Source organism: Streptomyces sp. TOM-9, assembly GCF_056858595.1.
This window is the reverse complement of record NZ_JBXEQB010000001.1, coordinates 9600237-9625355: the sequence shown is the minus strand read 5'-3', so window position 1 is coordinate 9625355 and position 25119 is coordinate 9600237. Positions and strand designations below refer to the sequence as shown.

Sequence of the window (25119 nt, the reverse complement as noted above, 5' to 3'; positions counted from 1 at the left end):
TGCCTGTCCTGTCTAGTAGTTGGTGTTCGCTCGCCGCTTGAGGTGGGAGGATGTGGCCACGCGCTGTTTCCAGTACGCCTCGGTGCCGCTGTCCCAGGTGATGCACCAGCGGCGGTGGCGGGCCTGGCGGGCGGCCATCTCGCCGCTGCGGATCCAGGGGTAGATCGCAGCTTCGTGGACGCCGAGGATCCGGGCGGCCTCGGGCACGGTGATCTCCCCGGGCCCGGTGGGGTCGTTGCGCCTGGAGCCGATCGCGTGCTGGGCTCGGATGTGACGGATCGAGTTCACCGTGAAGGGACGACAGTTCCCGGTGATGAAGCCGAGGCTGTTGAGGTGGTCGGCGATCTCGGCGTCGCTGCGGCTGTCCAGCAGGTTGCGCACGATGTCGACGGCCTGGGTGGGGTTGCGGTTGGTACGACGGTCGCAGGTGATCTCGTCGACGGAGCCGGTATGCCAGCGCACCCCGATGTCAGCACGAGTGTTATCGACGTGCCGCACGGTCACGTCCGCGATCAGGGTCCGCAGCAGGCGCTTGCGGTCCTTGGCCGTGGTCGTCGGCGATTGCCACAGAGCCGGCACGTCTCGGGCGAGCTCCCGCAGCCGTGCGGGCTCGGGCAGAGCCAGCTCGGCGGCGATCAGGTCCGCCAGCGCCGCTTCGGCCTGGGCCAGCGCGGCAAGTTTCGCCTCCCAGCGGCTCTCCAGTGAGCGGGCCACCAACCGGTTTTCCGGCTCGACCTGGCCAAAGGCCCGCTCGGCGCGATGGGCCTCATAACGGGCCCGTTCCACGGCGAGTTCGGCGGCCCGGTGCGAGCGCTGGTGACGGTGGTGGACCTCATCGGCCGCGGCCAGGGCGAGGTCCACCTGCTCGGGTGTCAGCGCGGCCAGCAGCAGATCGACCACCTGCGGGTCGACGGCCGCGGCGGCGATCGAGTGGCAGCCCGGTGTGAGGAGCGCATCGCTGCGGGCCCGGGTGCACACATAGTCCGCGGTGCCGTCCGCACGCCGGTAACGGGTGCTCATCGGGAAGCCACACGAGCCGCAGAAGATGATGCCCTGACACACCGGCACCCCCTCCCGCGGCGGCCGGGCCTTCGCACGGGTGCGATTGGCGGCCAGCTTCGCCTCGATCTGCAGATACTGCTGCCAGGAGATATAGCCCTCGTGGTGGTCACAGATCAGCACGGCCCACTGATCGCGGGACCGCTGGTTGACGGTGGTGATGACAGTGCCGTCGGGCCGCACCTTGCGAGAGCTCACCGAGCGACCGAAGACATAGGCCCCGGCATAGACGGGATTCTTCAACACTGCGGCGGCCCGGCCATGGGTGAGCCGTCCCCAGGCCAGCCGCCCGTCCCACACCCCGGTATCCCGGCGGGGGAAGCGACGTCCGGCGAACGCGCGGACCACGGCGAGAGCGGAGCCGTGCTGGTCAAAGAGGGCGAAGACGTCCGCGACCGCAGCTTGCACCTCTTCATCAGGGTCCACCACGATGGTCCCGTCGTCGGCATAGACCATGCCGACGGGCAGCGGCAGCCGCAGGTCCCCACGCTCGGCGGCCGCCTTGCGGGCTCCCTGCAGGCGTCCAGCCAGGATGTGCAGCTCGGCCTCGCTCATCGTGGACTTCAGGCCCAGCACCAGGCGGTCGTTGAAATCGCCGAGGTCATAGACGCCGTCGGCGTCGATCAGGAGGGTGTCGGTCAGCCGCGCGAACTCCAGCAGCCGGCCAAACTCGGCCGAGGAACGGGCAAGTCGGGAGACTTCCAGCCCGAAGACCGCGCCGACCTCGCCGAGACAGACCCGGGACACCAACTGCTGGAATCCGGCCCGCATTCCGGAGAATCGGCCCGAAACCCCCAGGTCCGCATCCACGACCTCGATGTCGCATGGGGCCCAGCCGAGCTCCCGCGCGCGGTCGGCCAGCCCGTACTGGCGGGCAGTCGACTCGGTGTTCTCCCGTGTCTGCAGCAAGGTTGACTGCCGCACATAGATCAGTGCCTGCCTCGACCGGTGCGAGGACGTGATCTTCTGCAGCCCGCTCACCGCCGTCCTCCTCCCCTCGCACCGAGGACTCGACCATGTTCGCCACCAGCAGCACGACGCTCCGGCTCCAGTTCTCCACCATGGTCACCGCCCGTCACCGATGCCCGGGCGCCGAAGGCCACAAGAAGAAGGGCACCCTTCACGAGGATCCACCATCCCCCGGCTCGACACCACGGCTCATCAGGGCATCCACCAGCGCAGACAGCGCACCAAGCCCGTCGGTTGCGAGCCGGTTCTCACCCGGCGCCGGGCCGCGGTCCGTCCACCCCTGCGGGAGTGTCACCGTCACGCCGTTACCGGCAGTGCAGATGAACACCAAACCGCTGGAGCGGCGCACCGCGCGGCATACACGCAACCGCCGCCCCGCCAGCGGATGGAATGGATGCGTGACCAGCAGCGTGTCCTCAGAAACGCCACGAAGAGAGGCACTATGCGATGCCCTCTGGGAGAACGCATGGGAGGAGTTCACCCCGTTCCTCCGCTTCGACAGCGAGATTCGCCGCATCGTCTGCACCACGAACGCGATCGAGTCCGTGAACGCCAGGATCCGCCGGGCGGTCAAGGCCCGTGGACATTTTCCGAACGAGACCGCCGCCTTGAAGTGCGTCTACATGGCCATCATGAGCCTGGACCCCACCGGCAAAGGCCAGGCCCGCTGGACCATGCGTTGGAAGACCGCCCTGAACGCCTTCGACATCACCTTCGACGGCCGACTCTCCGCAGCCCGCCAGTAACCCCAACCACCCTGGTTACACCGCTCGGTTTACAGACCCCCTCCCATATGCGGCGGCGGATGGAGGGCAGGGCGCGGTGGGAGGAGTCAGTGCGCCGGCGGGCGGGCTGCTGGCGTTCTCCGCGCCACGGGACCCCGCGCAGCTAGCGGCGTTCATCAGCCTGCGGGTGCTGCAGCCGGAGACCGAGTTCTGGCGGCGCGGCCTGCAGGCCGCACTCGCCTACCACGGCGACCACGGTGACCTGCGCGTCCCCTACGGACACCGCACCCCCGACGGGTTCCCCCTCGGCGTGTGGATCACCCGCCAACGTCAGGCCCGCACCCGCGGCCGCCTCGACACCGAACGCGTCCAGCAACTCGACGAGCTCGGCATGATCTGGAACCACGCCGACGTGGCCTTCACCGAAGGCCTGGCCGCCGCACGCGGCTGGGCCGCCGAACACGGCCACCTCCTGGCCCCCACCGACGCCACCCGGCAGGGCTACCCCATCGGCCGATGGCTGAAGAACCAGCGCGCAGCAGCCCGCCGCGGCAGTGCAGGTGATGGTGGAAGGGGTGCGGGGCTGAACCGGGAACGGCGGCAGGCACTCGAGGACATCGACCCCGCCTGGTGCCCCACGTGGCCCGTGATGTGGCAACGCTGCTTCCACCTCGCCCGCACCTACGACACCGCCGACGGCGCACTGCCGGATCGTGATGGCCGGCTCGTCATCCAAGGCGAAGACATCGGCCGCTGGATTCAGACTCAGCGCACTCAGTGGGACACCCTCAGCGCTGTCCAGCAATGGCTCCTGATCGAGATCCTCGGCATCACCGCCGCCGCAGAGGAGGAGCAGGCGCCGGTCTCGGTGGTTGCGAGGCCGAAACGCACCCGGGCGCAGATCTGGGCCGCCAACCTCGCCGCCGCCTGCCAATACGCCGAACGGGAAGGACACCTCAACGTCCCCCGATCCCACGTCGAGACCGTCGACGGCACCGAGCACACCCTCGGTATCTTCATCGCCAACCAGCGCGGGCGCCGTGCCAGCCTCGCCCCTGAACGGGTCGCAGAGCTCAACGCGCTCGGCATGCGATGGGCGTAATCGCGTGTGCGGCAGGGTGCAAACGGGCTTGATGCACCAGCGTGCGGAGCCTTCACGGACTAACCCTGGGAGCGAACAGGGGGAGCCCGTTTGCCAGGCGGTGCAGATGCCGAACCGCGCGGTCGTGCCCATCGTGCTGTCGGGCGCATGGTGACCCGTTTGGCGACGGGCTCCGGGGCAGCGGGGCCCATACGGGGCATCCGCCCGGGTGCCGCTTGAAGGCGCGGCAAGGGGTGGATTTGCCGCCGGGAAACGCGAACGGGCCCAGCCCCGTGGCTCGGGACTGGGCTCGCTGCTGCAGGTACCTGACCTGCGGTGTTGTCCCTGTTTTGCTGTGGTTCGCGGCCAGCAGCGTTCAGGGAGCCGGTCGTCGCTGCGTTGGATGTGGGGCAGCCGCTTGAGGACATCGCGCTCCATCTCCAGCTCGCGTATCCGCTTGCTCTTCTCGCCCATCTCCCGCCGCAGCCGGGAGCGGACAGGGTCAGACGGTGACGCGGGCGGTGACGCCGGCGAACAGGTCGTCTTCTGGGAGCGAGGTGTCGACCAGCGAGCGGGCCAGCTCGTACTCCTCGGTCGGCCAGACCTCGCGCTGGACGTCGAGCGGCACCTGGAACCACGGGCCGTCCGGGTCGATCTGGGTGGCGTGGGCAATCAGCGCCCGGTCGCGCACCTCGAACCAGTCGGCGCAGTGCACGCGTGTGGTGAACTCGCGGTCGTCGCGGCCCTCCTTCTCCCAGGCGGCGATCCAATCGCCGTACGGGGACTCGTGGCCGTGCTCGACCATGTAGGCGTGGAGGGCGCGGATCCGGGCCATCGACATGCCGTGGTTGTAGTACACCTTGAGCGGCTGCCAGGGTTCACCGGACTTCGGGTAGGCGCCGGGGTCGCCGGCTGCCTCGAAGGCGGCCATCGTGATCGTGTGGGTCATGATGTGGTCGGGGTGCGGGTAGCCGCCGGTCTCGTCGTACGTGGTGATCACATGGGGACGGAACTCGCGGATGAGCCGAACCAGCGGTTCGGCCGCCATCTCCAGCGGCTCCAGTGCGAAACAGCCTTCGGGCAGCGGGGGCAGCGGGTCGCCCTCCGGCATGCCGGAGTCGACGAACCCCAGCCAGGCCTGCCTGACGCCGAGAAGCTCCCGCGCGGCGTCCATCTCATTGCGTCGCACCTCGTGAATGTTGGCCTCGATCTCCGGGTCGCCCTGGAGCTTCGGGTTGAGGATGGAACCGCGCTCGCCGCCGGTGCAGGTGACCACCAGGACGTCCACGCCCTGGGCGACGTACTTCGCCATGCTCGCGGCGCCCTTGCTGGACTCGTCGTCCGGGTGTGCGTGGACCGCCATCAGCCGCAACTGCTCTGTCAACGTATGTTCCTTCCACATCGCCCCGCTGCCGGGCGGGTGTCTTAAGCCGGGGCCCTCCGACCGGGCAGAGGGCCACTCGGCGGCCTGCCATGTCCTTCATGGCGGTGAGATGTTGGTGCGTATCCGTGGCTGTGCGGTCCCTCCAGGCCCGCACGACAGGTTTCCGCCGGACTACCCGGCGCGTCAGTGGACGACCACCGGCACCGCCGGCTCGTCGTCGGCGCCCTCGCTGCCCGCGCGGCCGGCGTCGACCAGGGCCAGGACGATCAGCGTGGCGATCACCAGCATGCCGACGGCGAACCAGATGGCGTGGGTGTAGCCGTGCACCACGCCCTGCAGCTGGATCAGTTGCCGCTGCGGCTTCGTCGCGGCGCCAGCGATGTGGTTTTTGACGTACGAGGTCGTCGCGGAGGCGGCGACCGTGTTCAGCAGGGCTGTGCCGATCGCGCCGCCCACCTGCTGCGAGGTGTTGACCATCGCGGAGGCGACACCGGCGTCCCGGGGCTCGATGCCCTGGGTGGGCAGGGACATGGCGGGCGTGAACGTCGTACCCATGCCGAGACCCCCGGCCATGGGTCAGTACCAGGGTGAGCACACCAAGGCGTGGGCCGCCAAGATCGCCGAGTTCGACGATCCTGACCGAAGGCGGGATGGCCTCGTCCAGGTGGGGCAGCGGGTAGTCGACGAGGTCGACCAGCTCGTACTCGACGCCGGTACGGGCGCCGGACCGGTCCACCACCCAGTCCGATGGACGGTCTCTCCGTCGCCCGCATTCCGACGGGCGAGGGCGTCAGACCCGGACGGTCTTGAGGGCGCGGGCCCAGGACTCAAGCTGGTCGAACAGGGCTGTCGCGGCAGCGTCGTGCTGCTCGCCCGGCTTGAAGACGGAGAAGTTCTCGAAGTCGGTGAACAGCGAGAAGGACAGCTGCTGACGCACGTGGGCCAGCTGCAGTTCTCCGCCGCGGAAGAGGTGACTTCCTTTCCCGCGACTCACGCTCCCGTCGTCGCGCTCGGAGGTAGCCCCCAGACACCCGTCCCGTGCCCGCTCAGGGCGTGAGGTCGATGATGCGAAGCGGCATCCCGCAGACGGCCTGCCGCGCGGACAGCCGTCCGCTGGGCCGGCCGTCCTCGGTCGGGGAGTTGGCGAGTGCGGCTACGAAGACGCGGCCGACGCGGTGAGCGAGCGCTGCACGCCTTCTGGAATGGCGCCGGCTTCGTGGAGGGCGCACGCAGCCTGCTGTACTTCGACTCGACGGGTTTCGGCGGCCGCATCCTGTCCCTGGTGCTCTGGCTGGCCGCGGGAGCGCTGCTGATGACTGCCGCCACGGTCACCGAGCACCGCGCCGCCCCGGCCCTGGCCTCGCCGGCGAACCGGCAGCGGGACACCGAAGAGGAGACGGCCGAGGTGGACCTGGGTGAAGCCGTCGCCGCCTAAGGGGAGGTGCAGAGCCAGTTCGCCGCGTTGGTGGTCGGGGCAGTCGGATGGGCGACGACGTCTTTCCCGATTGCCGGAAGGTGTACTGGCCGAGCCTGTGCGAGCGAACCAATGCGGTCACAGCACTAGACGCAACCGTGGGTCCGGTGGAGCCCGTCCGGGAGTGCAATTTCGGCCCAGATGGTCTTGCCGTCGTGCCGTTGCCGGGTACCCCAGCGCTCGGCGAGCTGCGCCACGATGAACAGCCCCCGCCCGCCCTCGTCGAACATCCGGGCGCGGCGCAGGTGGGGGGCGGTGTTGCTGGCGTCGGACACCTCGCAGATCAAGGTGTCCTCGCGGATGAGCCGCAGTTGGACCGGAGCCGAGCCGTAGCGGATGGCGTTGGTGACCAGCTCGCTGATGACCAGTTCCGTGGTGAATGCCAGCTCTCCCAGGTCCCAGCCCTCCAGTCGGGACGAGGCGAGGTCCCGGGCGTGGGCCACCTCGGCGAGATCCTCCGTGAGGTCCCATGCGGCGGCATGGGCGCCGTCGAGCTCGCGGGTACGGGCGATGACCAGGGCGACGTCGTCTCGGGACTGTTCCGCGGCCACCGTGTGCAGGACGTGGTCGCACAGGTCCTCCAGCGAGGCAATCGGCTCGGATAGGGCTTTCTGGAGGTGTTCGAGTCCCTGGTCGAGGCTGTGTTCCGGGGATTCGATGAGGCCGTCGGTGTACAGGGCGAGCCGGGTGCCTGTGGGCAGCTCCAGTTCGGCCGTCTCGAAGGGAAGTCCGCCCACACCCAGCGGAGGACCGGCGGGGATGTCGAGGTACTCGACGTCCGATCCGGGACGCAAGACGGCGGGCGGTGGATGGCCGGCGCGGGCGGCGGTGCAGCGGCGCGAGACCGGGTCGTAGATCATGTACAGGCAGGTCGCCACGATCTCACCGGCGACCGCTCCGGCGCCGCCGACGTCTCGGTGCCGGGTGACGACGTCGTCGAGGTGGGTGAGCAGTTCGTCGGGCGGCAGGTCGATGTCGGCAAGGGTTCGTACGGCGGCACGCAGCCGCCCCATACTCGCCGAGGCGTGAACGCCGTGGCCGACCACATCGCCCACCACCAGGGCGACCCGGGCCCCCGAGAGCGGGATGACGTCATACCAGTCGCCGCCCACTCCAGCGAACAGACCCGCGGGCAGATAGCGCGTGGCCGCCTCCACTGCCGGCTGCCTCGATACCACCAGGGGCAGGAGGCTCCGCTGCAGCGCCAGGGAGGTGTTGTGCTCCCCGGTGTAGCGGCGGGCGTTGTCCACGCATACCGCGGCCCGTGCCCCGATCTCCTGTGCCAGGAGCAGGTCGTCGGCGTCGAAGGGGGCCCGGCCCGGGGAGCGTGTGAACAGCGCCGCGCCGAGGGTCGCCCCCCGCGCGCGCAGGGGGATCGCCAGCGCGGAGTGCGGCCCGTTCGTGCCCGCGTCGCCGGGATCGGCAGGCACGGAGGCGGCACCGGTGATCTCAAGCATCATGGGCTCGCCCGTAAACAGCCCTAGGGTCGCTTCCGCCCGCTCCCGGTAGGTGACGGTCTCGCCCGGCCCCAGGTCTCCCGGGGGCGCGGGCGATCCCGATGCCGCGGTGCGGCACAGGGTGAGATCGCCCGTGCCGGGCCGCAGGACGGGTTCCTCGCCCTGGAGGACACTGACGAAGAGGTCCACCGTGGCGTGGTCCGCGAAGCGGTGCACCGCGACCTCCGTCAGTTCCTCGGCGGTACGCACCGCGTCGAGAGTGCTTCCGACCCGGCTGCTGGCCTCGCTGAGCAGCGCGAGCCGCTCGCGAGCGATCATGAGCCGGCTGAAGCGTCTCTCCCCCGCGACACGGATTCGGCAGACGGCCACGCTGATGACCAGGCCCACCGCCAGCGCCGTGATGATCGTGATTTGGTTGGCGGGCCCCATGTCCCGCAGGAGAACCCCGTACAACGCGATGGCGGCGGCCAGGTTGAACAGTCCGACGATCATGGTCTGCCGTACCGGCAGCAGAGCACTGGCGACGACCGGGATCAGGACGGCGTACTCCGCGATACCCATGACGTGCACATCGGCGGCAGCCAGCGCCAATCGCAGGCCCGAGATCAGCACAACGCTGAGCAGCAGGAAGACGAAGCTTTTGCTCAGTTGAACGGGATGCACGCCCTACACCTCCCCATGCCGGGAGCGGGACCCTGCGACGTCCCCGTCTGACGTTGCCCTGGCAGGTAACAATTTACCCTTTGCGAGAATTGTTCCATTGACGAAAGACTGCCGTGCCGGGACACACGCCATCCATCGCACGCACAGCGCCTCAGGGGCCTCGGTGGCGCGGCCGCACCGGCACCGGCGACCCGCCTGGCCGGCACATGAGGCAGGTCTGGTTCGGCCGGATAGGGGGCAGGCTCACTACCGCCTCGCCCCGCAACGCGTCGCGCGGAACGATTCTGGCCGTGCGCCACTTGGGGGCCTAGGTGCCCGCGCCGGCAACGACGCCAGCTACGAGCCTGCATCGCTGTCCAACCGCGCGAGCGGGCGGTCGGCGATCAGCGTCGCCAGCGCTTCGCACCCCGCGCACCCCGGCACCCGGCACCCGGCACCCGGCACCCGGCACCCGGCACCATGATCCGACCGCCCCGGCGTGGCGCATCTGTCGTGCACGGCCTCGCGGAATCGCCCTCGGAGAAGTCCGGTCGGCACATCGGGGTTAGCGTGACGGAGTGGAATTGTTTCATCTGCGGTACTTCGTCGCAGTCGCGGAGGAGCTAAATTTCTCTGCGGCGGCGCGCCGGCTGCACATGGCCACGTCTCCGCTGAGTCAGCGGATCAAGGACCTGGAGCGGGAGCTCGACCACCGGCTGTTCGAGCGCGACACACACCGTGTCGCGCTCACGCCGGCCGGTGAGGCGTTGCTGCCGATCGCCCGAGACGTACTGGAGCAGATCACCTCCATACCGTGGCGGCTGCACGAGGCGGCCGCACCAGGACGCAGCACCCTGTTCGTGGGAATTCCTTCGGGAGTGCACCCCCGGCTGAGGTACCTCGTCGACGCGCTCGCCGAGCGCGTGAGCGAGCGGTGCGAACTCCTACGCTGGCCAGGCTCATCCAGGGCTCTGGTCACCGCAGTGAGCGAGGGAAAGCTCGCGCTCGCGCTGGCCCGCCTGCCGGTCGATGACCCCGCGCTGGAGCGACTGCCGGTGATGTCGGAACGGTTGGGCGCGGTGGTGCCGGCCGACCAGTTCGCCGGGCGGGACTGCGTGACCCTGGCCGAACTGGCCGACCTCTGCTTCATCGTCGCCCCGAAGGAAGGCAGACCCGCCTATTTCGATCAGCTCGACCGGGAAATGTCCGAGCGGGGGGTCAGGAAACGCATCGAGCTGACCGACACCGACTATTCCGGAATCGCCGAGGTGGTTTCCGGCGGGATGGCTTTCTATTTCTCCCTGCTCGACCCGGAGAGCCCCCTGCACGGGTACGCGATGGAGAACACCAAGGTGTTGCCGTTCACGGATTTCGAGCGGCACCTGGAGACCGTCCTGGTCTGGCGCCGCGACCGGGCCTCCGGCGGCGACCTGGACGAACTCATCGACGCGGCCCGCCTGGTCTTCGCCGAGCCGCTCGTCGTCTGAGCCGGCCGGCATTCGAACCGGAAGCGGGATGAACACCCCCAGGCGTATCCGCATTTCCTTGATTTCGGGTGCAGTCGGCCCTCTTCGCCATGGATGGAGGCATCCCGGGGGCTTGAGCTGCCGGTGTGACCGCTGCGGTCACACCGATGTCAGCAACACGGTGATTCCACTGTCTATTATGTCCGTTTAGCGTTCATTTCTGTAGCCAGCCAAGGGCACGAAAGGACGCAGACAATGGCGGACACTCACACTCCCGGCCCGCTCGACGGTGTGCGGGTCATCGACCTCTCGACAGTGGTCATGGGCCCGTACTCGGCCCAGATCCTGGGAGATCTGGGCGCCGACGTCATCAAGATCGAGTCCCCCGCGGACCCCCTCCACATAGGCGAGTTCCGCAACACGCCGGGCATGACCCCGCTGCACCTCAACGTCAACCGCAACAAGCGCAGCGTGGCCCTCGACCTCAAGGACGAGGCGGAGCACGCCCAAGCCCTGAAGCTCATCCACACCGCCGATGTGCTGATCACCAACATGCGACCTCGCGCGCTCGCCCGGCTGAGCCTGACCTACGACGACCTCACCGCCGCCAACCCGGGCCTGGTCTACGCGCACGCCGCCGGCTTCCGCGGCGACTCCGACCGGGCGGACGCCGCCGCTTACGACGAGACCGTGCAGGCCGCCTCCGGACTGGTCGACATCGCCAACCGGGCACTGGGCACGCCGCTCTACCTGCCGACCATCCTCGCCGACAAGGTCTCCGGCCTGACCATCGCCTACAGCGTGCTCGCCGCCCTGGTACATCGGAACAGGACCGGGCGCGGCCAGCAGATCGAGATCCCGATGGCCGACACGCTGATCACGTTCAACCTGATCGAGCATCTCGCCGGGCACACCTTCGACCCGGCGACGGGTCCCACGGGCTACCCGCGGTCGCTGTCGCAGCACCACAAGGCGCGGCGGACCAAGGACGGCCTGGCCGCCGTGATCCCGTACACGCCGCAGAACTACCGCGACTTCTTCCATGCCGCCGGCCGTCCCGACCTGGCCGCCGACCCCAGGGTCAACGGCCCCGTCCTCAACGTCGCCGACGCCGACGACCTGTCCGACCTGGTCGACCAGTGCGCGCCCGCACTGACCACGGCCGAGTGGACCGAGGTGTGCACCAAGCACAGCATCCCGATGGGGCCGGTGCTGGAACTGGACCACTCGCACGACGATCCCTACGTCCGCGAAGGCCACCTCCTCGACACCGTCGTGCACCCGACCGAAGGGCCGGTCCGCACGATCGGGATCCCGGTCAAGTTCTCCGCCACGCCCGGCTCGATCCGCCGCCTGGCCCCCGTACCCGGCCAGGACACCGCCGAGGTCATCGCCGAACTGGCCGCCATCCGCTGAGCACCAACAGCCACAGGAGAAGCCGTGAGCACCAATGACGTGCGCGTGCAGCGGGTCTGTTCGACCTTGCTGATCACGATCGACCGGCCCCACGCCCGCAACGCGGTCAACACCGCTGTCGCCGCCGGACTGGCCGCAGCTCTGGACGAACTGGAGGCCGACGCCGAGCTGCGCGCCGGCGTCCTGACCGGAGCCGGCGGCACCTTCAGCGCCGGCATGGACCTCAAGGCCGCGCTGCAAGGCGAGACCCCGACGATCCCGGGACGCGGCTTCGGCGGCCTGACCGAAGCCGAACGGACGAAACCACTCATCGCCGCCGTCGAGGGCTTCGCCCTGGGCGGAGGGTTCGAACTCGCCCTGGGCTGCGACCTCATCGTCGCCGCCGAGGACACCACGTTCGGCCTGCCCGAGGTCAAGCGCGGACTCATCGCCGCCGGGGGCGGCGTGGTCCGCCTGCCCAAGCGCATCCCCTACCACCTGGCCATGGAATTGCTGCTCACGGGCGGGCCGGTCAGCGGTCTGCGCGCGGGAGAGCTCGGCCTGGTCAACCGCGTCACCGCGCCCGGCCAGGCGGCGACCGCCGCCCTTGGGCTCGCCGAGCAGCTCGCGAACAACGCCCCGCTCGCGCTGGCCGCGGTGAAGTACCTCGTGCAGGCCGCCGACGGCATGCCGGAGCCGGAAGCCTTCCGCCTGCAGGCCAAGGCGATGGACACCCTGATGGCCTCGGCCGACGCACACGAGGGCATGACCGCCTTCGCCGAACACCGCGCCCCGCAGTGGACGGGGACGTGACATGAGGATCGACGACGTACGACGCCACGGCACCACCCCGCTGGGCCGCCCGGCATTCGCGCCCGTGACCGCGCGGTTCACCGACCGCGAGTACCTCAGCATCGTCTACCGCACCGACCCCGACGTGCTGCGCGCCGTCGTCCCCGAGCCCCTGCGGATCAAGGAGCCGCTGGTCCGGTTCGAGATCATGAAGATGAACGACGTCACCGGGTACGGCCCCTACACCGAGAGCGGCCAGGCGATCCAGGTCGCCTTCGACGGCGAGCGCGGCGAGTACCTGCACGCGATGTACCTCGACAACTTCCCCGCCACAGCGGCCGGACGCGAGGTCAGCGCCTACCCCAAGGTGATCGGGGCGCCGAAGCTGTACGTCGACCACGACGTGCTGGTCGGCACCCTCGACTACGGCACACTGCGGGTGGCCACCGCGACCATGGGCTACAAGCACTACCCGCTCGACCCACGCGAAGCCCGGGCGCAGATCACGGTGCCGACCTTCATGCTCAAGACCGTCCCGGGATACGACGGCACCCCGCGCATCCAGGAACTGGTCCGCACCCAGATCACCGACGTCGTCGTCAAGGCCGCCTACACCGGCCCCGCGCGGCTGCAGTTGTTCCAGCACGTCCTCGCGCCGCTGGCCGACCTGCCCGTCCTGGAGATCGTCTCGGCGAGCCACATCCTCACCGACCTGACCCTCGCGCCGGCAGAGCCGGTCTTCGACTACCTCCAGGCAGGCACACCATGACCCACCCCTTCCGCACCGCCGCCGTGATCGGCGCCGGCACCATCGGACTGTCCTGGACCGCGCTGTTCGCCGCCCACGGCCTGACCGTCCGGGTCAGCGACCCGCGCCCCGACCTCGCCGAGGCCGTCGACACCGCGCTGGCACAGTTCACCCCGCACCTGCCGCCCTGGGCCTTGACGTCGAGGGCCTGGCCGACCGGGTCCACCTCGCCGGCGACGTCACCGAAGCCGTCCACGACGCCGACATCGTCCAGGAGAACGGCCCCGAGAACCTCGACTTCAAGAAGCGGCTGTTCGCCCGACTGATGAAGGAGGCCCCCTGGCACGCGCTGCTGCTGAGCTCGTCCTCCGCGATCCCGGCGACAGCCTTCACCGGGCACCTCCAGGACGCGAGCCGGATCCTGATCGGGCACCCGTTCAACCCGCCTCATCTGATCCCGCTCGTCGAGGTCGTGCCGGGCGAGTGCACCAGCGAGGACGCCGTCCAGGACGCCGTCGACTTCTACACCTTCCTCGGCCGCACCCCCGTCGTCGAACGCAAGGAGATCCCCGGGTTCGTCGGCAACCGCCTCCAGCGCGCGGTCAGCCGCGAGGCCACCTACCTCGTCCAGCAGGGCGTCATCACCCCGGACGACCTCGACACGGTGCTGACGACCTCGCTCGGCATCCGCTGGGCCACCGTAGGCCTCTTCCTCGGCCAGCACCTCGGCGGCGGCCCGGGCGGCTACCGCCACCTGATCGAGCACATCGGCGCATCCATGGGCCACCTGGCCCTCGGACAGCCGTCGAACGACCCCGCGGACCAGGAACGCGTCGTGAAAGCCGTGGAGCAGGCCTACGGCTCCCACACGTACGCCGACCTCGCCGGCGAACGCGACCGCAAGCAACTCGCCGTCCTGGCCGCACTGCACCCCACCGCCCAGACCAACCGCACCAAGGAGAACTGACATGGACCACGAGCTCACCGCGCTGGAAGACGACCTGGCCGCCGACTTCTACCACTACGAGTCGCTGCTCCCGGACGAGGAGCGCAAGATCCTCCTCAAGGCCCGCGCCCTCATGCGGGAGGAGGTCAAGCCCCTGGTGAACGACAACTGGGCCAAGGGCGAGTTCCCCGTCGAACTGATCGACAAGTTCCGCGGCAGCGGCCTGGCCGCACTGTCCTACGAAGGCTACGGCGAGCACCAGCCCGCCGTCAGCCACCTGCTCGGCGGCATGATGGCCATGGAACTCAGCCGTACGGACTCCTCCGTCGCCACCTTCTTCGGCGTCCACAACGGACTCGCCTTCTACTCCATCCACCACGGCGGCAGCCAGGAACAGCGCGACCGCTGGCTGCCGCAGATGGCCACCATGGACAAGATCGGCGCGTTCGCCCTCACCGAGCCCCTGGGCGGATCCGACGTCGCCGGCGGGATGCGCACCACCGCCCGCCGCGAAGGCGACACCTGGGTCCTCAACGGCGCCAAGAAGTGGATCGGCAACGCCACCTTCGCCGACTACGTCGTGGTGTGGGCACGGGACGTCGACGACAACCACGTCAAGGGCTTCGTCGTCGAGAAGGGCACACCCGGGTTCGTCCCGGAGAAGATCGAGGGCAAGATCGCACTGCGCATCGTGCAGAACGCCGAGATCACCCTCACCGACGTGCGCGTGCCCGAGACGAACCGTCTGCAGAACATCAACTCCTTCCGGGACGTCGCGGAGATCCTGCGCATGACCCGCAGCGGAGTCGCCTGGCAGTCGTTGGGCCTCATGATCGGCGCCTACGAACTGGCCCTGGACTACGCACGCGAACGCATCGCGTTCGGCCGCCCGATCGCGAAGTTCCAGATGGTGCAGGATCTGCTCGTCAAGAGCCTCGGCAACATCACCGCCTGCTGGGGCATGCTGGTGCAGCTCGCCCGCCTGCAGGACGCCGGCATCTTCCGCGACGAACAGTCCGCGCTCGCCAAGGGTTTCGTCTCCTCACGAATGCGCGAGGTCGTCGCCTGGAGCCGCGAGATCTTCGGCGGCAACGGCATCCTGCTCGGCCACGACATCGCCCGGTTCTTCGCAGACTCCGAAGCCCTCTACTCCTACGAGGGCACCCGCGAGATGCAGACCCTGATCGTCGGCAAGTCCATCACCGGGCAGAGCGCCTTCGTCTGAAGCCCCCGGCGGTCTGCGGGGGAACATGCGCCGCCGTGCCCCTCCTCGTCGCCACCGCTCTCGTCTGACACAGCCCCGCACCGTCCTCCATGGAGGGTCCCATGCCCGTCTTCAGCGCCCACGTCCCCGCCGGCCGCTACTCCCCCGAGCAGAAACACGCGCTCGCCGACGCTCTCAACCAGTCCCTGGTCCAGGCCCTCGGAATCCCCGAGGGCGATCGCTTCATCATGATCAGCGAACACGGCGAGAACGAACTGTTCCTGGACCCGACCTTCATGGGCATGCAACGCAGCAGCGACGCCGTGATCATCACCGTACTCATCGGCGCCCACCGCCCCCTGGAGGACAAGCGGGCCGTTGCCGCCACCATCAACAAACTGGTGGTCAGCGCACTCGGCATCTCACCCGACGACATCTTCATCGCGCTGATCCCCACCCCGAACGAGAACTTCTCCTTCGGCAGGGGCCAACTCCAGCTTGCCGACACCGCGCCACGCTGGTGAATCGACACCGGACGGTACGACAAACGCGCCGTCACACGCGCTGCCGCGCAGCCCCTGACCACCCCTCGGGGAACGCCCGCAAGACCCCGGCCAGCGCATTCTCCGACAACTCGCCCCCGGCCCTCACCAGGAGCCCTCAATGGGCCAGGGCCTGTCCGCAGCGGGCGGCCACGGGCTTCGGACGATGAGCTGACGGCGTGACGGTCCTGACGAAGGACGGCACGGGCAGCTCGTCCGGGCTGCCGTCCGACACCGGCCGCAGCGCCGCGCTCTCCGGCTCTTCGCGGACAGGCTGCGAGGCGTCGCCAAAGCCGATCAGATCCACCCGGGACCGAGTCCTGGCATACCAAGGAGGCGGTTGTTCATGGTCGAGCGCGAGAACGTCGAGTTCGCCGCGGCCGCAGGAGTCACGCTGCGCGGCTGGCTCTTCCTGCCCGACGGGCAGGAGCCGCATCCGGCGATCACGATGGCCCACGGCTACGCAGGGATCAAGGAGCACGGCCTCGAACCCTTCGCGCGGAGCTTCGCCGAAGACGGATTCGTCGTCCTGCTCCACGACCACCGCACCTTCGGCGCCAGCGACGGTGAGCCCCGGCAGGACGTCGACCCCTGGCAGCAGATCACCGACTGGCGACGGGCCATCTCCTACCTGGAGAGCCGACCCGAGGTCGACGCCGACCGCATCGGCCTGTGGGGCACCAGCTACGCCGGCGGCCACGCCATCGTGCTGGGAGCCAGCGACCGCCGACTGCGCGCCGTGGTCGCCCAGGTCCCCACCATCAGCGGATACGAGCAAGGGCAGCGCCGCGTCCCACCGGACGCCGTCGCCGCCCTGGAGGAGTCCTTCGCCCAGGACGAGCGGGCACGATTCCGCGGAGAGGCCCTCCACACCCAGGCCGTCGTCAGCAGCGACCCCACGGTCCCCGCCGCCTACCGCACACAGGAAGCCCTCGACTTCTACCTGCAGCCCACACCCGACGGCGTCTGGGAGAACAAGGTCACCATCCGGTCCACCCGCGCAGCGCGCATGTACGAGCCCGGGACCTGGATCACCCGGGTCTCCCCCACACCGCTGCTCATGGTGATCGCCCTGGGCGACACAGTCACCGTCACCGACCTCGCCCTCGCCGCCTACGAACGCGCCCTCGAACCCAAGCGACTGCACCTGCTCCCCGGCGGCCACTTCGACCCCTACGTCACCCACTTCGGCCAAGCAAGCACCGCTGCCCTCACCTGGTTCCGCGAACACCTCGGCTGACGGAGCACGCACAGCGCTGGAGTACTTGCACCGTGCCAGAACATCCGGCGGCGTAGTCGTCGAGCGCGGCAGCAGGACCGGCGCGGCTCGGTCCGGGAGATCACGCCATCCGGGCAGCACGTTCCCGGCGATGAGCGCCACGTCTTCACATCCCCAAACGCCTCGGCGATCCTGTCGCCCGTCCCATGTCGGGGTAGGCGCAAGAGAGCGGCTCGCGGCCGGCCGCCTTGCCTCCACTTCTGTCGAATCCGGCTGCCGCAGGATGCGTGAGACTCTGACGCGTATGACCCGCATCTTGACCCGCACTAACCTGCTCGGTCTGCTCAACCCCTTGGCCTGCATCCAGGCTCTACGGAAGGGGTTCAGTGCCTCCGCTGAAAACGCAGTCCTCGGTCAGCGTGTCCGCACCGACCTTCCCTTTCCGGGTACTGCAACGGCTCTGCTGCCAGGGCTGCTGCCTGGCATCAACGCCTACACCGTCAAGGCCAACGCAAAGTTTCCCGCTGCCTCACCTGCGCTCCGCGGAGTAATCTGCCTTCACAGCGGCACAGACGGCGAACTGCTGGCCCTGCTGGACTCCGCGACCATCACCGCCTGGCGGACCGGCCTTGCTGCGGCGCTGGCCACTCACCTGATCGCCCGGCCGACCGGGAACACGCCCCACACAGTCGGCGTCATCGGAGCCGGCGCCCAAGCCGAACTCACCATCCGCGGAATGCGCGAACTACGAGCCTATGACCGCCTCGTCGTCCACGACACCGATCCGCAGCGCGCAGCCGCCTTCGCTGGCAAACACGGCGGCACCACCGTCTCCACGCCCGCACAGGTCGCTGCCGAGGCATCCACCGTGGTGCTGGCGACGTGGTCCCGCGAGCCCCTCCTGCGCCTGGAAGAACTCAGGCCTGGCCAGCACCTCACTTCTCTCGGTGCCGACGAACCGGGAAAGCAGGAGCTTGCCCCTGACGTGCTCACCTCCACTCGATTGATCGTCGACGACGTGGCACTCGTTGTCGCTCATGGCGCACTCGCCAACGCTGGTCTACCGGCCTCCACTGTTGCCGCGTCGTTGAGTGAGATCATCCGCGGTGACGCTCCGGTAGTTGTCAAGTCAAATGAGACGTTCGCGGTGCTATGAACCTTGTGGTTCGGGTTGCCTTCGTTTCGCCGGGTCGTTGATCCAGACCTGGCCGGGTATCTCGGGTGGTCTTGGTCGGCGGGCGAAGCGTTCGGGGTGGCGTTCGTATGCCTCGGCGAGAGCGGTGGCCCGCTGGTCGCGGACCTCCTCTGCAGTGCCGAAGTGGACGGAGGCGGGGGTGTGCAGGCCGATCCCGGAGTGTCTGTGGTCGTGGTTGTAGTAGGTGATGAAGGCGTCCATCCACTCCCGGGCATGGGCCAGCGAATCGAACCGTTCTGGGTAGTCGGCGGTGTACTTCGTGGTCCTGAACTGGCTTTCCGAGTATGGGTTGTCGTTGCTGACCCTGGGGCGCGAGTGGCTCCTGGTGATGCCGAGGTCGATCAGCAGTTGGGACACCTTCTTGCTGGTCATCGAGGTGCCGCGGTCTGCGTGCACGGTCTCTGGCACGATGCCGTTGCGCTCGATCGTCTCGCGGATCAACTCCTCCGCCCGCTCAGCCGTTTCGGCCCGCTCGACGGTGTGGCCGACGATGTAGCGGCTGAAGATGTCGATGATCACGTAGGCGTGGTACCAGATGCCCTTGTCCGGGCCGGGCAGCTTCGTGATGTCCCAGGTGAAGACCTGCGAGGGGCCGGTCGCCGTCAGCTCGGGGATCGTCCTGGGCGGGTGGGTGGCCTGGCGGCGGCGTTCGCCGTTCTGCCCGGCGGCGGACAGGATCCGGTACATCGTCCGCTCCGAGCACCAGTAGTTCCCCGCGTCCAGCTCACGCGCCCAGACCTGCGCGGGCGGCAGGTCTACGTACTCCGGCCGGTTCAACAGCGCCAGGATCTCTGCCCGTTCGGCCGGCGAGAGGGCCGAGGCGGGCGTGGGTCTTGGGGACGGTGCGGGCTTCGGCTTGGGGTTGATGTGACGGTAGTGGGTGGCGCGTGAGCGCCCGGTCAGCCGGCAGGCTGCTGTGGTCCCCAACTGGCCCTGCACACCCGTGAACGCTTCGTCGATCAGGGGCGCGGCGGCGTGCTTCAGTCCGCGCTCTCGGAGAGCAGTTCCAAGAGCGCGTTGGCTTTTCCCATGACTTCCAGGGCCGCGTCCCGGCGGGCCAGGTCCTTCTCCAGTCGTGCGACCTTCTTGCGCAGCCGTTCCAGCTCGGCCTGCTCGGCCGCCTTCTTCGGCCGCACCGCCGAGGTCCGCCGGTCGGCCAGGGCATCCAGGGCGCCGGCCTCGCGGGCCTGGCGCCACTCGATGATGTGCGAGTGGTACAGCCGCTCACGGCGCAGGATCGCGCCTTTCTCCCCGGCCGGGGCGGCGTCGTACTCGGCAACGATCCGCAGCTTGTACTCCGCGGAAAACGTCCGCCGCTTCGGCTTCGGCGCCGGATCGTCACCGGCGGGTATCGGGGTCGTGCTGGCCATGCTGAAGGGATCTCCTGTCTCGCCCATCCAGACTAACCCGATAAACCGGGTGTCTCAGCCGAGGCTGTCAGAGAGGGCTCCCGCACGTACCCACGACCTGGAGATCACCACCTACACCCCAGTCGGACTGCCCTGGCAAGACCTGGTCCTCGCCTGGCTGGCCTATCAACAGGCCGAGGCTCAAGAGATCGGTGTCACCCTCGATCTTCTCTCCTGAGCAAGCACCTGCCCCGATCGTCAGCTCCCTGAGCAGCGATCGGCAGCCGTGGCGGCCCCCAGTGCACTCGTCTGCACCATGCCGCCGAAGCGGTGGGCAAACTTTCTGACGCCTCCCGCCGTCACGAGCCAGTCGGGCGCTGCGACCGCCAGGGCCTGCCGAGCCTGATCGCGGACGCCGGCCTGGTGCGCGCTGTCCGGCTGACGGTGCGGTCTGCCCGAGGCGGGCGACGCGGCGGGCGTCGTTCGCCTTGCCCGCCGCGGCCGCGCCGCCGCCGGTGCCGGCACCGGCACGGCCGCGTCCTACCTGTAGTCGTTGTCCCGGCCGTCTTCAAAGACGAAGAATGGCTTGGCGCCACGTGCGGGTGTTTCGGCGAGTGTGAGGGCTCCAGTGAAGCGTTCGAGTGGGAACGGCTGCCCCTGGGCGGTTACGATGCCGACCCACGTGGCGATGTTTCCAGTTTGCATGTCGGTACACCAAGGCGGTTGTGTTCCGCCTTCCTTCTTACGGTTACTGATTGTCAGAGCGTGGTGTCGTGAGCGGTGAGGGCGTCCTGGACCACGGAGTGCGTGAGGCAGGCGCCCGGGCCGGTTCACCACGTGGTCCCGGCGAGGAGCACGAGGTACCCGGCGATCAGTGCCGCGCCAAGTATTGCGGGGATGAGGCTGGGCAGCCTGTCGCCATTGCGGACATGGGTGCCACGGCACCGGCGAGGAGCAGCAGCGATCCGGTGGCGGCCAGGGCTCCCAACAGCGGCACGACGGGGCCGAGGGTCACGCCGACGGCACCTGCCAGTTCCAGGGATCCGATGACGCGGTAGGCCGTGGTGCTGAAGCCGGCGTGCGCGGCCATCTTGGGCACGGGGCCCAAGGCCAGCATCTTGGCCATGCCCAGCAGGGCGAAGATCAATGCGATGAGGCAGAGCAAAACGGTGGGGAGGTTCACGCGAGGGCCTTACCGGGGGGCGGGTGGATGTTGGGCTGTGTTCACCGGGGGAATCGCGCTGCTGCGGCCGGGTGGGGCGGCCCGGCTGGCCGCCAGCGGGGCATGTTGAGGACGTCATCGGCTGCACCTGCTGCTGTGGTGGTCTGCGGTTGCGGTGAGGCCGCGTTGTCGACGACGTTCGTCACCCACGCGGGCGAAGTAGGCGGCAAGGTCGGGGGTGTCGATGGCGGCGGGGTTGAGCACCTGCTCGACCGGCGCGCCTTGGAGGATGCGTTTGACGGGAACCTCGAGTTTCTTGCCGGTCTTGGTGTGCGGGATGGCCGGTACGGCGAGGATTTCGTCGGGGACGTGGCGTGGTGAGGCGCCGGCGCGGATGGCGTCGCGGATCTTGTCGCGCAGGGTGTCGTCCAGGTTGACGCCGGGCGCGGGGACGACGAACAAGGGCATCCAGTAACCGCCGTCGGGTTCCTCGGCGCCGATGACGAGGGCCTCGGTGATCTCGGGGAGGCGTTCGACGATGTCGTGGATGTCGGCGCTGCCCAGGCGTACGCCGTTGCGGTTGAGGGTGGCGTCGGAGCGTCCGTGGACGATCACCGAGCCGTGGGAGGCGAGGGTGATCCAGTCGCCGTGCCGCCACACGCCCGGGTAGGTGGCGAAGTAGGCGTCGCGGTAGCGGCTGCCGTCGGGGTCGTTCCAGAAGTGCAACGGCATGGACGGCATGGGCCGGGTGACGACCAGTTCGCCGACCTGGTCGCGGACCGGGGTGCCTTCGACGTTGTAGGCGGCCAGTGCCACGCCGAGGTTGGGGGCGGACAGCTCCCCCGCCCAGACGGGGCTGGTGGGAGCGCTTCCGGCGAAACCGGAGACGACGTCGGTGCCGCCGCTGGTGGAGGACATCTGGACGCCGGGCCCCACGTTGTCGCGGACCCAGGGGTAGGCGGAGGCGGGCAGGGTGGAGCCGGTGCAGCCGATGACACGGATGGCGGCCAGGTCGTGCTTGGAGGGTTCGACGCCGAGCTTGGCCATGGCCAGCAGGTACTGGGGGCTGGTGCCGAAGACGGTGACCTGGTGGCGGGCCGCCAGCTCCCACAGGATGTCCGGGCGCGCTTGCGGGGCGGGGCTGCCGTCGTAGGTGCAGGTGGCGGCACCGGTCAGCAGGGTGGAGACGACCAGGTTCCACATCATCCAGTGGGTGGTGGTGTACCACAGCAGGCGGTCGCCGCGGCCGAGGTCGGTGTGGAGGGCGAGGGTCTTGAGGTGTTCGAGCAGGACCCCGCCGTGCCCGTGGACGATGCCTTTGGGCCGGCCGGTGGTGCCGGAGGAGAAGACGACCCACAGGGGGTGGTCGAAGGGCAGCGGGGTGCACGCGAGTTCCTCGGTGCGGCTGGTGGCGTCCTGCCAGGGAACCGTCTGTCCTGGGTGCCTGTCCTCGGGCCATGCCAGGCCCACGTGGGTTATGAGCACCGTGCCCTTCACGGAGGGCAGGGCGCGGGCCAGTTCGAGGGAGGCGTCGCGGCGGTCATGCGTGGTGCCGTTGAAGAGGTAGCCGTCCGCCGTGATGAGCACCGTCGGTTCGAGCTGGGCGAAGCGGTCGGCCGCGGCCTGGGGAGCATAGTCCTGGCCGCACACCGACCACACCGCGCCCAAGCTGGCGGTGGCGAGGAAGGCCACGATCGCATGGGGGGTGTTGGGCAGATAGCCCACCACCCGGTCGCCCTGTCCGACGCCCAGGTCGCGCAACGTGGCGGCGACGGAGGCGACCTGGGCACGCAGCTGCCGGCCGGTGATCTCACGCTCCTGCTAATCGCGGGCGGCTTGGCGTACTTCATGGCTCTGGGCTTGATGCACCGATGAGCGCCCCCTCCGGCGGCCGCCGCAAAAACACTCCCGCTCCGGCGTGCGTGGCGTTTCGTCCGAGAGCCTCGGCCTGGCCTTCATGTCGGCCTTCCTGCTCGCCCTCGCCGGACAGGCGGTTGCCGGTCAGGCCGAATTCAATAACCAGCTCGTCACCGACGGCCTGGAACCCGTCAACCTGGGCGCCTACCTGACGTCCTCGGACTTCGCTGTCGACGTGAGCGAAAACTGGCAGTCGGAGTACCTGCAATTCTTCCTCTACATCTTCGCCACCGTCTGGCTGCTGCAACGCGGCTCCTCCGAATCCAAGGAGCTCGGCAAAGCGGGCACCGAGTCCGACAAAGACCAGAAAGTGGGCAAGCACGCCCAGAGCGACTCGCCCCGCTGGGCAGCGGCAGGTCACTGGCGAGGCATCCTCTACTCGCGTTCCCTCGGCTTCGTCATGGCGGTGATCTTCCTGCTGTCGTGGCTGGCCCAGTCCATCGCCGGCGTCGCCGCCTACAACGAGACACAGCTGCGCCAACTGCAGGCCTCGACCAGCTGGTCCAACTATCTCTCCTCCGCGGACTTTTGGAGTCGCACCCTGCAGAACTGGCAGTCCGAACTCCTGGCCGTCGGGTCCATGGCCATCCTGGCGATCTACCTGAGGCAGCGGGGTTCACCAGAGTCCAAACCCGTCGGAGCACCCCACATAGCCACTGGCGCCGAGAGCTGACCACTCAGGTTCATCCCAGCATCGGCTTGCGTACGACACGGATCACGTCCGGGTCCCACGAGTACGTGCGCCAGCACCGTACCGGATAGCCGGCGCCTCTCCAGGAGGGGCGCCTTCACCTGGATCGCGCCGCCCGTCCCAGTACCGGATCTTGTGCCAGACCACGGCGTCGTGCCACTGGCCGCCGACACGGACCTAGACCCGCGGCTCGGGCTCGTAGCTCTCGATCTCGGGGTCTGGTCGTGCGGGACGTCGCCCCGGCTGATGCGGACTTCGAGGAGCTGTGCTCCACCGGGCTCACCGCCGTGATCGATGGGCGGGCCTCGAAGACCTCGTGGTCCCACTAGAACCAGGCCCGTCGACGCCCGTCCGGAAGTGCGGGGCGCACCAGCAGGTGCACGGCCGCCTGGTCGTCGCCGTGTCCGCGGCGCTCGGTCACCGCACCGCGATAGACGCGCCCGTCGAGCTGGAAACTCACGCGTTGCCCGCCGGTACTCCTGGGGGCCCGACGTACACGGGCGGAGCCCTGGACTCCCGGGGCGGCACCTCCACCGGTACCCCCACTCGGTCACGCGTTCGACTGTAGACCTGAGCGAGAGGGGCGCCAAGCCCACCCGGCGGCGCTCACTCCTTCAAGTGCCACCGCCCCGCGTCCGTCGCACGCCCCGGTCCCCCGTTGACCGGCCATGAGCACAAGTCGAGACGGCCTCTCCCGCCGCCGGACCGCACCGCCGTCGACGTCGTCCTCACGGTACCCGTCGACCAGGTGCACGCGTCCCTTTCCGCAGGTGGGGGACGTCGCAGGGATTGTCGACGTGGAGCCGCTGGGGCTCCTTCATTTGGCAAGCCCAGCACATCGTCATACGGCCCGCCAACCAAGGCGACGGGACCTTCGCGGCGGGGACGGCGAGCCGGTGGATTCGCAGGCAGGATCCGGTCGGGCAGGTCGGCTGGGCGATCTGGCGCTCGCACCAGGAGCCGCGAGGTCGACGTTGGAGATACCTGACCGGCCGTCGTCCGGCGCCCGGTGCCGCCGAGGGGCATCGTCGTCGCCGTGGCCGACCACCCAGCGTGCAAGGGACACAAACGTCCAGGGCCGGTGGTGAACGCTATGCCAGCTGGAGCCTCTGCTACTTCGTCGAGGAGGGCACCTTCAAAGGGTCACGCGGCGCGTCGGCTTTCGCTTGCTGCATCTGCTCGCCGAGTTCGGTGAGTCGCTTGCGGCCCATGGCCTTGCGGACCTCAGGGAACCAGTCCTTCTCCTCTGCCTCGACATGGTGACGCACGTTCTCCATCAGCACCGTCATCTTGGCTTTGAAACGTTCGTCGGCCGGGTCCATGTCCTTGAGTTCCGACAGCATCCAAACAACGACGTGGTGCTCTTCGATGCTCTCTAGCACCTGCTCGGTGCTGTCCGGGTCGGCTGCCCGCGCCGCGGGATAGAAGATCTGCTCTTCGATCCACGCATGGACTGTGAGCTCTTCGATCACCTCGTCAACGATCGCGCGCCTTTCCCCAGGCGCGTCTTCGGCAGCCTTCTCGAAGCGTTTGAACAGCTTCTCGACCGTCTTGTGATCCTCCCGGAGCAACACGATGCCGTCCACGAGGCCTCCTTTGTGTCCGAGGTGCCAGGGCACTTGCCACCGGTGCCGCCCCCTCGCCTTACCCCTGGCGGGGCGTCCATGTGCAGGCGTATATCGAATGCACCCGAAGGGGCGCG

Annotated in this window: 24 protein-coding genes and 3 pseudogenes; 15 read left to right on the top strand and 12 right to left on the bottom strand. The window is 68.9% G+C overall.

Annotation, left to right across the window (positions count from 1 at the left end):
• Positions 1–12: 12 nt before the first annotated feature.
• Positions 13–2040 carry a recombinase family protein gene (locus AC1VWI_RS43955; protein ID WP_499508782.1) on the bottom strand — a complete coding sequence of 676 codons (2028 nt, stop codon included), beginning with the start codon at positions 2038–2040 and terminating at the stop codon, positions 13–15.
• Positions 2041–2179: 139 nt separating this feature from the next.
• Positions 2180–2545 (bottom strand): DUF5372 family protein, encoded by a 366-nt coding sequence (locus tag AC1VWI_RS43950; RefSeq protein ID WP_499516614.1) that lies wholly within the window; start codon positions 2543–2545, stop codon positions 2180–2182.
• On the opposite strand from AC1VWI_RS43950, the pseudogene AC1VWI_RS43945 reads away from it, so the two are divergent.
• Positions 2481–2774: pseudogene (locus tag AC1VWI_RS43945) on the top strand (transposase); the annotation flags it as partial. The gene AC1VWI_RS43950 and the pseudogene AC1VWI_RS43945 overlap by 65 nt on opposite strands.
• Positions 2775–2850: 76 nt before the next feature.
• Complete coding sequence (locus tag AC1VWI_RS43940) at positions 2851–3855, top strand: helicase associated domain-containing protein (RefSeq protein WP_499516613.1); 1005 nt, start codon at positions 2851–2853, stop codon at positions 3853–3855.
• A 481-nt stretch (positions 3856–4336) separates the two neighbouring features.
• Here the strand turns inward: AC1VWI_RS43940 and mca are convergent, their stop codons facing one another.
• The 3 genes and pseudogenes from mca to AC1VWI_RS43925 form a co-directional block, all read right to left on the bottom strand.
• Positions 4337–5218 (bottom strand): mycothiol conjugate amidase Mca, encoded by an 882-nt coding sequence (gene mca, locus AC1VWI_RS43935; protein ID WP_499516612.1) that lies wholly within the window; start codon positions 5216–5218, stop codon positions 4337–4339.
• A 183-nt stretch (positions 5219–5401) separates the two neighbouring features.
• Positions 5402–5782, bottom strand: a pseudogene (locus AC1VWI_RS43930) (MFS transporter); the annotation flags it as partial.
• Between the two features lie 226 nt (positions 5783–6008).
• On the bottom strand, positions 6009–6155 hold the full coding sequence (locus AC1VWI_RS43925; protein WP_499516611.1) for a hypothetical protein: 147 nt from the start codon (positions 6153–6155) through the stop codon (positions 6009–6011).
• 279 nt (positions 6156–6434) lie between these two features.
• Here AC1VWI_RS43925 and AC1VWI_RS43920 point away from each other — a divergent pair, with 279 nt between their 5' ends.
• On the top strand, positions 6435–6653 hold the full coding sequence (locus AC1VWI_RS43920) for a hypothetical protein (protein ID WP_499516610.1): 219 nt from the start codon (positions 6435–6437) through the stop codon (positions 6651–6653).
• Positions 6654–6778: 125 nt separating this feature from the next.
• On the opposite strand, the gene AC1VWI_RS43915 is transcribed toward AC1VWI_RS43920, so the two are convergent.
• On the bottom strand, positions 6779–8812 hold the full coding sequence (locus AC1VWI_RS43915; RefSeq protein WP_499516609.1) for an ATP-binding SpoIIE family protein phosphatase: 2034 nt from the start codon (positions 8810–8812) through the stop codon (positions 6779–6781).
• 557 nt (positions 8813–9369) lie between these two features.
• On the opposite strand from AC1VWI_RS43915, the gene AC1VWI_RS43910 reads away from it, so the two are divergent.
• The 8 genes from AC1VWI_RS43910 to AC1VWI_RS43875 all read left to right on the top strand — a co-directional run bounded on the left by AC1VWI_RS43910 (position 9370) and on the right by AC1VWI_RS43875 (position 15866).
• Positions 9370–10278, top strand: a complete 909-nt coding sequence (locus AC1VWI_RS43910; RefSeq protein WP_499516608.1) for a LysR family transcriptional regulator — start codon at positions 9370–9372, stop codon at positions 10276–10278.
• 234 nt (positions 10279–10512) lie between these two features.
• Positions 10513–11673 carry a CaiB/BaiF CoA transferase family protein gene (locus AC1VWI_RS43905; protein ID WP_499516607.1) on the top strand — a complete coding sequence of 387 codons (1161 nt, stop codon included), beginning with the start codon at positions 10513–10515 and terminating at the stop codon, positions 11671–11673.
• A 24-nt stretch (positions 11674–11697) separates the two neighbouring features.
• Positions 11698–12465: a crotonase/enoyl-CoA hydratase family protein gene (locus AC1VWI_RS43900; RefSeq protein ID WP_499516606.1), complete on the top strand. Its 768-nt coding sequence runs from the start codon at positions 11698–11700 to the stop codon at positions 12463–12465.
• 1 nt (position 12466) lies between these two features.
• The gene (locus tag AC1VWI_RS43895; RefSeq protein ID WP_499516605.1) at positions 12467–13213 is read left to right on the top strand and encodes an acetoacetate decarboxylase; all 747 of its coding nucleotides are present in this window, start codon (positions 12467–12469) and stop codon (positions 13211–13213) included.
• A complete protein-coding gene (locus AC1VWI_RS43890; protein WP_499516604.1) occupies positions 13210–13518 on the top strand; it encodes a 3-hydroxyacyl-CoA dehydrogenase NAD-binding domain-containing protein in 309 nt (102 codons plus the stop codon). Before AC1VWI_RS43895 ends, AC1VWI_RS43890 begins: the two co-directional genes overlap by 4 nt.
• Positions 13401–14159, top strand: a complete 759-nt coding sequence (locus AC1VWI_RS43885) for a 3-hydroxyacyl-CoA dehydrogenase NAD-binding domain-containing protein (protein WP_499517064.1) — start codon at positions 13401–13403, stop codon at positions 14157–14159. The genes AC1VWI_RS43890 and AC1VWI_RS43885 overlap by 118 nt, the downstream gene beginning before the upstream one ends.
• 1 nt (position 14160) lies before the next feature.
• Positions 14161–15363, top strand: coding sequence for an acyl-CoA dehydrogenase family protein (locus AC1VWI_RS43880; protein WP_499516603.1), 1203 nt, complete (start codon positions 14161–14163; stop codon positions 15361–15363).
• 101 nt (positions 15364–15464) lie between these two features.
• Positions 15465–15866 (top strand): tautomerase family protein, encoded by a 402-nt coding sequence (locus AC1VWI_RS43875; RefSeq protein ID WP_499516602.1) that lies wholly within the window; start codon positions 15465–15467, stop codon positions 15864–15866.
• 136 nt (positions 15867–16002) lie between these two features.
• Here AC1VWI_RS43875 and AC1VWI_RS43870 read toward each other — a convergent pair whose 3' ends face one another.
• The gene (locus AC1VWI_RS43870; protein ID WP_499516601.1) at positions 16003–16191 is read right to left on the bottom strand and encodes a hypothetical protein; all 189 of its coding nucleotides are present in this window, start codon (positions 16189–16191) and stop codon (positions 16003–16005) included.
• A 39-nt stretch (positions 16192–16230) separates the two neighbouring features.
• On the opposite strand from AC1VWI_RS43870, the gene AC1VWI_RS43865 reads away from it, so the two are divergent.
• Together AC1VWI_RS43865 and AC1VWI_RS43860 are read left to right on the top strand one after the other, a co-directional pair.
• Positions 16231–17124: an alpha/beta hydrolase gene (locus tag AC1VWI_RS43865; RefSeq protein ID WP_499516600.1), complete on the top strand. Its 894-nt coding sequence runs from the start codon at positions 16231–16233 to the stop codon at positions 17122–17124.
• 283 nt (positions 17125–17407) lie between these two features.
• Positions 17408–18259 carry an ornithine cyclodeaminase family protein gene (locus AC1VWI_RS43860; protein ID WP_499516599.1) on the top strand — a complete coding sequence of 284 codons (852 nt, stop codon included), beginning with the start codon at positions 17408–17410 and terminating at the stop codon, positions 18257–18259.
• Here the strand turns inward: AC1VWI_RS43860 and AC1VWI_RS43855 are convergent.
• Positions 18254–19237 (bottom strand): IS3 family transposase, encoded by a 984-nt coding sequence (locus tag AC1VWI_RS43855; RefSeq protein WP_419249715.1) that lies wholly within the window; start codon positions 19235–19237, stop codon positions 18254–18256. The genes AC1VWI_RS43860 and AC1VWI_RS43855 overlap by 6 nt on opposite strands.
• 41 nt (positions 19238–19278) lie before the next feature.
• Entirely contained in the window at positions 19279–19668 is a 390-nt protein-coding gene (locus AC1VWI_RS43850; protein WP_419249714.1) for a transposase, read from the bottom strand.
• Here AC1VWI_RS43850 and AC1VWI_RS43845 point away from each other — a divergent pair.
• Positions 19658–19885, top strand: a complete 228-nt coding sequence (locus AC1VWI_RS43845; protein WP_499516598.1) for a hypothetical protein — start codon at positions 19658–19660, stop codon at positions 19883–19885. The genes AC1VWI_RS43850 and AC1VWI_RS43845 overlap by 11 nt on opposite strands.
• A gap of 633 nt (positions 19886–20518) precedes the next feature.
• Here the strand turns inward: AC1VWI_RS43845 and AC1VWI_RS43840 are convergent.
• Positions 20519–20830, bottom strand: coding sequence for a DoxX family protein (locus AC1VWI_RS43840; RefSeq protein WP_499516597.1), 312 nt, complete (start codon positions 20828–20830; stop codon positions 20519–20521).
• A 114-nt stretch (positions 20831–20944) separates the two neighbouring features.
• Positions 20945–22621, bottom strand: a pseudogene (locus tag AC1VWI_RS43835) (acetoacetate--CoA ligase); the annotation flags it as partial.
• A 106-nt stretch (positions 22622–22727) separates the two neighbouring features.
• Between AC1VWI_RS43835 and AC1VWI_RS43830 the strand changes: the two are divergent.
• Positions 22728–23399 (top strand): DUF6766 family protein, encoded by a 672-nt coding sequence (locus AC1VWI_RS43830; protein ID WP_499516596.1) that lies wholly within the window; start codon positions 22728–22730, stop codon positions 23397–23399.
• A gap of 1130 nt (positions 23400–24529) precedes the next feature.
• Here the strand turns inward: AC1VWI_RS43830 and AC1VWI_RS43825 are convergent.
• Entirely contained in the window at positions 24530–25003 is a 474-nt protein-coding gene (locus AC1VWI_RS43825; RefSeq protein ID WP_499516595.1) for a hemerythrin domain-containing protein, read from the bottom strand.
• Positions 25004–25119 lie beyond the last annotated feature (116 nt).

Bases quoted from the DNA above. Each gene is read 5' to 3' on its own strand.
- AC1VWI_RS43950 (WP_499516614.1), bottom strand. From the start codon at position 2,545: ATGCGGCGAATCTCGCTGTCGAAGCGGAGGAACGGGGTGAACTCCTCC.
- AC1VWI_RS43905 (WP_499516607.1), top strand. From the start codon at position 10,513: ATGGCGGACACTCACACTCCCGGCCCGCTCGACGGTGTGCGGGTCATC.
- AC1VWI_RS43895 (WP_499516605.1), top strand. From the start codon at position 12,467: ATGAGGATCGACGACGTACGACGCCACGGCACCACCCCGCTGGGCCGC.
- AC1VWI_RS43890 (WP_499516604.1), top strand. From the start codon at position 13,210: ATGACCCACCCCTTCCGCACCGCCGCCGTGATCGGCGCCGGCACCATC.
- AC1VWI_RS43880 (WP_499516603.1), top strand. From the start codon at position 14,161: ATGGACCACGAGCTCACCGCGCTGGAAGACGACCTGGCCGCCGACTTC.
- AC1VWI_RS43875 (WP_499516602.1), top strand. From the start codon at position 15,465: ATGCCCGTCTTCAGCGCCCACGTCCCCGCCGGCCGCTACTCCCCCGAG.
- AC1VWI_RS43865 (WP_499516600.1), top strand. From the start codon at position 16,231: ATGGTCGAGCGCGAGAACGTCGAGTTCGCCGCGGCCGCAGGAGTCACG.
- AC1VWI_RS43860 (WP_499516599.1), top strand. From the start codon at position 17,408: ATGACCCGCATCTTGACCCGCACTAACCTGCTCGGTCTGCTCAACCCC.
- AC1VWI_RS43850 (WP_419249714.1), bottom strand. From the start codon at position 19,668: ATGGCCAGCACGACCCCGATACCCGCCGGTGACGATCCGGCGCCGAAG.